This is a genomic window from Actinomycetota bacterium (assembly GCA_019347575.1).
Lineage (GTDB): Bacteria > Actinomycetota > Nitriliruptoria > Nitriliruptorales > Nitriliruptoraceae > JAHWKY01.
The window spans coordinates 93,537-100,234 of the sequence record JAHWKY010000017.1 but is presented as its reverse complement, the minus strand read 5'-3'; the positions used below and the strand labels follow the sequence as shown (position 1 = coordinate 100,234).

Annotated in this window: 6 protein-coding genes and 1 rRNA gene; 1 reads left to right on the top strand and 6 read right to left on the bottom strand. The window is 68.7% G+C overall.

All coding sequences use genetic code 11. The features are described from left to right. Positions 1 to 60 (bottom strand): 16S ribosomal RNA (locus KY469_13135); the annotation flags it as partial. Positions 61 to 715: 655 nt separating this feature from the next. On the opposite strand from KY469_13135, the gene KY469_13130 reads away from it, so the two are divergent. Continuing rightward, on the top strand, positions 716 to 1,168 hold the full coding sequence (locus KY469_13130; protein MBW3664039.1) for a hypothetical protein: 453 nt from the start codon (positions 716 to 718) through the stop codon (positions 1,166 to 1,168). 11 nt (positions 1,169 to 1,179) lie between these two features. On the opposite strand, the gene KY469_13125 is transcribed toward KY469_13130, so the two are convergent. The 5 genes from KY469_13125 to KY469_13105 all read right to left on the bottom strand — a co-directional run bounded on the left by KY469_13125 (position 1,180) and on the right by KY469_13105 (position 6,697). After that, positions 1,180 to 1,881 carry an ABC transporter ATP-binding protein gene (locus KY469_13125; GenBank protein ID MBW3664038.1) on the bottom strand — a complete coding sequence of 234 codons (702 nt, stop codon included), beginning with the start codon at positions 1,879 to 1,881 and terminating at the stop codon, positions 1,180 to 1,182. Between the two features lie 228 nt (positions 1,882 to 2,109). After that, a complete protein-coding gene (locus KY469_13120; GenBank protein ID MBW3664037.1) occupies positions 2,110 to 2,886 on the bottom strand; it encodes an ABC transporter ATP-binding protein in 777 nt (258 codons plus the stop codon). Beyond that, a complete protein-coding gene (locus KY469_13115) occupies positions 2,873 to 4,084 on the bottom strand; it encodes a branched-chain amino acid ABC transporter permease (protein MBW3664036.1) in 1,212 nt (403 codons plus the stop codon). The genes KY469_13120 and KY469_13115 overlap by 14 nt, the downstream gene beginning before the upstream one ends. Next, positions 4,084 to 5,034 (bottom strand): branched-chain amino acid ABC transporter permease, encoded by a 951-nt coding sequence (locus KY469_13110; protein MBW3664035.1) that lies wholly within the window; start codon positions 5,032 to 5,034, stop codon positions 4,084 to 4,086. Before KY469_13110 ends, KY469_13115 begins: the two co-directional genes overlap by 1 nt. A gap of 79 nt (positions 5,035 to 5,113) precedes the next feature. After that, positions 5,114 to 6,697, bottom strand: a complete 1,584-nt coding sequence (locus tag KY469_13105; GenBank protein ID MBW3664034.1) for an ABC transporter substrate-binding protein — start codon at positions 6,695 to 6,697, stop codon at positions 5,114 to 5,116. Position 6,698: the final 1 nt, after the last annotated feature.

Genomic DNA, 6,698 nt, shown 5'->3' with positions numbered 1-6,698 from the left:
TTGCATGTGTTAAACCCGCCGCCAGCGTTCGTCCTGAGCCAGGATCAAACTCTCCGTTGAGAAAACGAAAACTGATTGTCGTTTTGACACGACACAGCCGCTTCGTTGTTCAAAAGCGGAGAGCCAGTATGACTTGGCTCTCTATTTAAGGGTGTCAGTCGCTGGACCCCACCGAAGTGACGGTCCGCACTGACGTGTTAAAACTCCATCTGAGCTTTCAGAGCCGTAAAGGCTCGTCCTGCCAGACGGGGTGACTGGTCTCGCGACCAGTCGTTACTGGCTTTTGGCACGCTGTGCAGTTCTCAAGGAGCGGCCCGTGACGCCCCTCCGGGTTCCCTCCCCAGTGGGGAGCGGCTTCCGGAGCACCGCGTCGTGTGGGCTCCTCGCGCCCGCGACCCGAGGTCGGGGCGTCGCAGGTATGCCAGCCCGGCAACACCACGTGCTGCGGGCTGGACTCCGGAAGGTACTCCCGCTCCCAGGGAGTGTCAAACGAGCCGTCACGCCCCCGCCAGGCCCGCTCACCGCGCGGATGGGTGCGCTGAGCGGTCGCTGAGTGTACGGACCCGCTGCGTCAGCCGCGAGCGCAGCACCAGGCGCCATCGCCCGACTACGCTGCCCCGGCGCAGGAGAACGCCCCGTCGGCGGCGAACCCGTCCGGGACGTGGCACCTGCGGGGATCGGGCGCGCACGCGCAGGCGAGGCTGGGAGCGGAGACATGAAGGGCTGGTCCAAGGCCACGACGTACGTCGGCGTGATCATGCTGGCGACGGGGTTCCTGCTCATCGTCCTGGGCTGGAACGGGGCGGCGACCTTCGACACCCCCGAGCAGCAGCTGCCCTACGTGATCTCCGGCGGCCTGGGCGGCGTGGCGCTGGTCGGTGCGGGTCTGGCCCTGCTCGTGGTCCAGGAGCTGCGTCGCACCACGATGATGCTGTCGCAGAAGCTCGATGAGGTCGTGGATGCTGGGGCCGGGGCAGGCGCGACGGGCGGGCCCACAGCCGTCCCCGACTCGGGTGACGCCGTCATCGCGGGCCGCACGACCTACCACCGTCCCACGTGCCACCTCGTGGAGGGCAGGCAGGACCTGCAGGTCATGGCCCCGAGCACGGCTGCCGACCGCGGCCTGGCAGCGTGCCGGATCTGCGAGCCCGCCGAGAAGTCGGCGTAGCGGCTGGGGTCTCACCCCAGGAAGATCTCGCGCAGTCGGGTGGGATCCTCGAGTTCCTCGCCCCGGACCTCGGCGATGATCGTGCCCTGCTCCATCACCAGCCCGACATCGGCCACGGTCAGGGCACCCACGTTCTGCTCGATCATGATGACGGTCACGCCGTCCTCGTTGATCTGACGCACGATGTCGAACACGTCCTGCACGATGACGGGGGCGAGGCCGAGGGAGGCCTCGTCGATGATCAGGAGCCTGGGGTTGGCCATCAGTCCACGCCCGATGGCCAGCATCTGCTGCTCCCCGCCCGACAGCGTCCCAGCGAGCTGTGTCTCGCGCTCGCGCAGGCGCGGGAAGTAGTCGTAGACACGCTCGCGCTGCTCCTCCATCCAGCCGTGGGCCTTGCGCTGTGACCACGCCCCGACCTGCAGGTTCTTGGCGACGTTGAGATCGGGGAACACGCGCCGGCCCTCGGGGACGAGGACGATGCCGTTCTCGACGGCCCGAGGCGTGTTCCAGCGGGTCGCGTCCTGGCCGTCGAAGAAGATCGCGCCGCTCCAGGGCCTCACCGCCCCGCACAAGTTCAGCGCCGTCGTGGTCTTGCCGGCGCCGTTGAGTCCGAGCAGCACCGCCGTCTCGCCCTGCTGCACCTCGAAGCTGATACCGTGCAGGACCGGCAGCGAGCCGTACCCGGACGTCAGCCCGTCGACCGTGAGCAGCGCGGCGCCGTCCTGGGCGAGGGGTATCGGGGCGGTCGTGTACACGTCAGCAGCGGGCTCTTCGACCTCGATCTCCTCCACCGGCTCGATCTCGGCCTCCTCCGGCACACCGGCGACCTCCGGGCCCGGTTCAGCGTCCCCCTCGCTGTCGAGCGCGGGCTCGTCGCCGAGCGGCTCGGGTGGGGGTTGCTCGTCGCGCTTGCGCCGTCGGAACATGTGGGATCCTCGTCAGGCCAGGGTGGTCGCGCCCTCGCCCATGTAGGCAACGGCAACCTGCTGGTCCTGGCGGATGTCGTCAGGCCGACCCTCCGCCAGGAGCTTGCCGAAGTTGAGCGCGTACACGTAGTCCGCGACCCGCAGCACCAGCGGGACGTGGTGGTCGACGATGACGATCGTCAGACCGAGCTCGCTACGCATCTGCAGCAGTCGCTCGCCGAACTCCTCGGCCTCCTCGGGCGCCATGCCAGCCAGCGGCTCGTCGAGCATCAGCACGTCGGGGTCGGTGCCGAGGACGGCGGCGGTCTCGATCTGCTTCAACGTGCCGTAGGGCAGTCCGCTCAGGGGCTGATCGGCGAGGTCGGCGAGGCCCATGAAGTCCAGGATCTCCATGCCGCGCCCGCGCAGCTCGCGCTCGACCGCGTAGGTGGAGGGGAAGCCGAACATCCCCGCCAGGTCGCCGTAGCCGATCTTCTGGTGCTGGGCGACCATCACGTTCTCGATGACCGTGAACGAGCGCACCAACCCGACCTGTTGGAACGTTCGTGCGACACCCAGGTGCACTCGCTCGTCGGGCCGCAGCTCGGTCACGTTGACGTCGTGGACCAGGATCTGGCCCTCGTCGGGGCGGTAGAAGCCGGTCACGCAGTTGAAGAAGGTGGTCTTGCCCGCCCCGTTGGGCCCGATCAGTCCGACGACCTCGAACTCGTTGACGGTGAAGTCGACGCTGTCGAGCGCCTGGACGCCACCGAAGCGGATCGAGACGTTGCGCGCTTCAAGGACGGGCACTGGTGCTCCCTTCGACCGCCGCCGCCGTCACGTGGACGTCGTGGGACTTGAAGCGCTTGAACGCCAGCCAGCGCTGGAGGTGCTCCTGTTGCTGCGCGATCCCGCCGGGGAAGAAGATGAGCGTGAGCACCAGCAGTGCAGCGCCGATCAACGGCTCCCACAGCGCGGTGATGGCGTTGAAGGGCCAGAAGTGCCACGCCTGGTGGGTGCGGTCGAGCAGCGTGGGCAGGATCGCGAAGACGATGCCGCCCTGCACGACGCCCCAGCGGTTGCCCAGGCCCCCGATCACGGTCATGAGCACGAACGTCAGCGAGACGATGAAGGTGAACTCCTCCGACGATACGGCGCCGATCATGTGGCCGAAGAGGCCGCCGGCAACGCCGGCGAGGATGCCGGAGATCACGAACGCGAGGAGCTTGTAGGACGTGACGTTGATGCCCCAGGACGCGGCGACGCGCTCGTCGTCGCGCAGGGCCTGGATGGCTCGGCCCGCCTTCGAACTGATGAGGCGCCAATCGACGTAGAGCCCGATGGCGAGGATGACGAAGACGACGTAGCTGTAGACGATGTCGCCCTCGAAGACGTCGGGGCGCGGTGCGACGACGCCGGCGCCTCCGTGGAACACGCCGAGCTTGAAGAGGGTCAACTCGGCCAGGGCCCCGTAGGCGATCGTGACCAGGGCGAGGTACAGGCCGCGCAGACGCAACGCGATGAGTCCCAGGATCACTGCGACGATGGCGCCCATGATCCCGGCCATGCCGATACCGGCGGCGAACCTCCAGATCTGGTCGACCGTGCCCGTGAACCCGATGCCGTCAACGGCCTCGGGCGCGAGCACGTCGACCTCCTCGATGGTGCCGAGCCACTCGCTGACGACGACACCGGAGATGAACGCGCCGATGCCGTAGAAGGCGGCGTGGCCGAGCGAGACCTGCCCTGCGTAGCCCATGAGGACGTTCATGCTGAGTGCGACCAGTGCGAAGATCCCCGCCTTGGCCACGACCTCGCGGACGAGGACCGGATCGAGCGCGTTCACCCAGAACGGCGCCAGCAGGACGATGGAGAGGATGACGACGAGGACCGCGATGCGGGCCACCACGCCCCCGGGGCTGGGGCGCCACGGACCATCCTCGGTGCGATCTTCGGGATCGAGCTGCTCGATCTCGATGACCTCGGTCGCGTCGGTGTCGTCCGCCATCACGCCTCCTTCCCGAGCAGGCCGCGCGGTCGCAGGACGAGCACGAGCACGAGGATCGTGAACACCCCGATCTGCGGCCGTCCCGGCCACGTCGCCGGCAACCACGTGCCCGACGCCGCCTGGATCATGCCCAGTAGCACGCCCCCGACGACGACGCCGGGCATCGAGGTGATCCCCCCGAGGATGGCTGCGGTGAACGCGGCGACGAGGTAGCGGCCGGTGATCCACCCGGGCGTGAAGAGCTGGTCGAACGCCCCGGCGAGCACCCCACCGATGGCGGCGAGGCCGCCCGCGGCTGCCCATGTGATCACGGCCATCCGCTCGGTCGAGATCCCGTACAGACTGGCGGCGAACGGTTCCTGCGCGGTCGCGAGCAGTGCGGTGCCGGTCCGCGTGCGGAAGAACAGGGCCAGGATCACCGCGACGGCGGCGAGCACGCCCACGATCAGGATCGTCTGCCACTCGATGATGACCCCGCCGACGCGCCAGAAGCACGAACCGTCCTCCCCTCGTGTGATGCAGGGGGAGCCGTCGATGAAGGGAGGGAAGTTCCTGGGCTCGGCGCGCCCGATGATGATCTGGAGCTGGATGAGGAAGAGGGCCACGCCGGCGGTCGCGACCAGCGTGGTGACGCCGGGCCGGGCCCGCAGCCAGCGGACCACGAGGAAGTAGGTGGCGACAGCGAGGAGGACGCCGACGACGATCGCGATGCCCGCCGCGGCCCACATGGTCATCCCGAGGCCGCCGGTGACCAAGCCCCAGGTCACGAACATCGGGACCGTGCCGAACTCGCCGTGCGCGAAGTTGAAGACCCGCGTCGCCTTGTAGATCAGGGCCAGGCCGAGGGCGATCAGCGCGTACACCGCGCCGATGCGCAGGCCGATGATGATGACCGACATCAGCTCGCTGCCGATGCCCTGCTGTGCGAGCAGCACTGATGTCGCGCTCACCGTCGGCACCCCTTCAACCTCCCGGCGGCCGGGGGGCGCAGCCTAGAGGCACAGCCCCCTCAAGTGGTCGGTGTTCCGGTCAGAACGCCGACGCGAACGTCGCCTCGGTCAGGTTGATGCCTTCATCGCAGTCGGCCCTGAGCAGGTGCGCCGTGTTGGCCCCGAAGTGGTCGTCCGGCGAGTAGCTCAGCGCCGGGTAGATGCCCGACTGCAGGTCCTGGGTGGTTTCGACCACCCCCCGGTAGTCCTCGCGGGTCAGGTCGGTACCCAGGCGCGCCTCGTACGCCTTGAAGGACTCGTGAAGCGTCTTCCCCAGGCCCCAGATGGCGAGGAAGATGTCCTTGTCGGTGTCGGGGGAGTCGGCGAGGTCGAAGTGCTCGAGCGCCTTGTTGAACTCCGGATCGAGCTGGTCGATCACGTCGAGACCAGGGAAGGGGGAGAGCCACAGCGCCCCGTGGCCCGCGCGGCCAGCACGGCACGCGTTCACGGTGACCGTGTTCAAGCCCATCGTGATCCCGGCCCCCACGAAGTGGGGCCGCCAGCCCTGGTTGGCTGCCTCGCCGGCGAACTTGATGTAGTCGACGGGGGCGGTGAGGGGGTAGACGACCTGGACCTCCTGGCGCATCTGCACGATGGCCTGGGTGGTCCAGGTGTTGTCGCCCTTCTCGTGGCGGAAGAAGCCCCAGAAGTCACCCTCGAGCCCAGCCGCCTGCAGGCCGGCGGTGAAGCCCTCCTCGGCGTCCTTGAAGTTGGGGGTGTTGGTGACGACCATGGCGATCTTCTGGCCCGGGTAGCGCTTCTTGATGAGCTGGGCGATGAGCGTCCCCTGGGCCTTGTAGCTCATGGAGCTGGCGAAGTACCAGGGCAGGCCGATCAGCCCGTTCTCGGTCACACCCGCCGAGAAGTACGGCACGCCGTTCTGGTTGGCCCAGCGACCGCAGGCCTGGATCTGGTCGGTCCCGCCACCGCCGACGAGCAGGAACGACTCGCGCGACTGCGCCAGTTCGCGACACGTCTGGATCGCCGACGACGGGTTGTACTGGTCGTCCTTGAACACCACCTCGACCTTGGACCGGCCGAGCACGGTCTCGCCCTTGCCTTCGGTGACCCAGTTGAAGTAGAGGTCTGCCTCCTCGAAGGCCCGTGAGGGCAGCGGGGCGGCGCCGGTCACGGGTGCGTGGATGCCGATGCGGATCAGCTCGTCGGTGGCGCCGGTGCGGTCGGTCCCCTGGACCTGCCCACCGCCGCCACCGGTCGTTCCACCCGTCGTCCCGCCCGTGGTGCCGGTGGTGCCGGTGGTGTCATCGGTCGTCCCCCCGGTGGTGCCACCGGTCGTCCCGCCGGTGGTGCCGCCCGTCGTCCCGCCGGTCGTCGCCGGCTGCGTCGTCTGCGAGGAACCGGTCGTCGTCGTACCGCTGGTACCGGTGGTCCCCGTGGTGGTCGTCCCGGTCGTGGACGTGTCAGCCCCCGTCGTGGAGGTGTCCGCGCCGGGCGTGGTCTCCACGCCGTCCGCAGGTCCGGCGACGACGTCGCCGGCACCCTCGACGTGCACGCCGGGCTTCTGGCCACACGCGACCACCAGCATCGAGGCGATCGCGATGGCCGCGACCGCGCGCAGCGGTCGGGGTCCTCGAGAGGTTCGGGAGCGCGTTGTCGTCGTCACG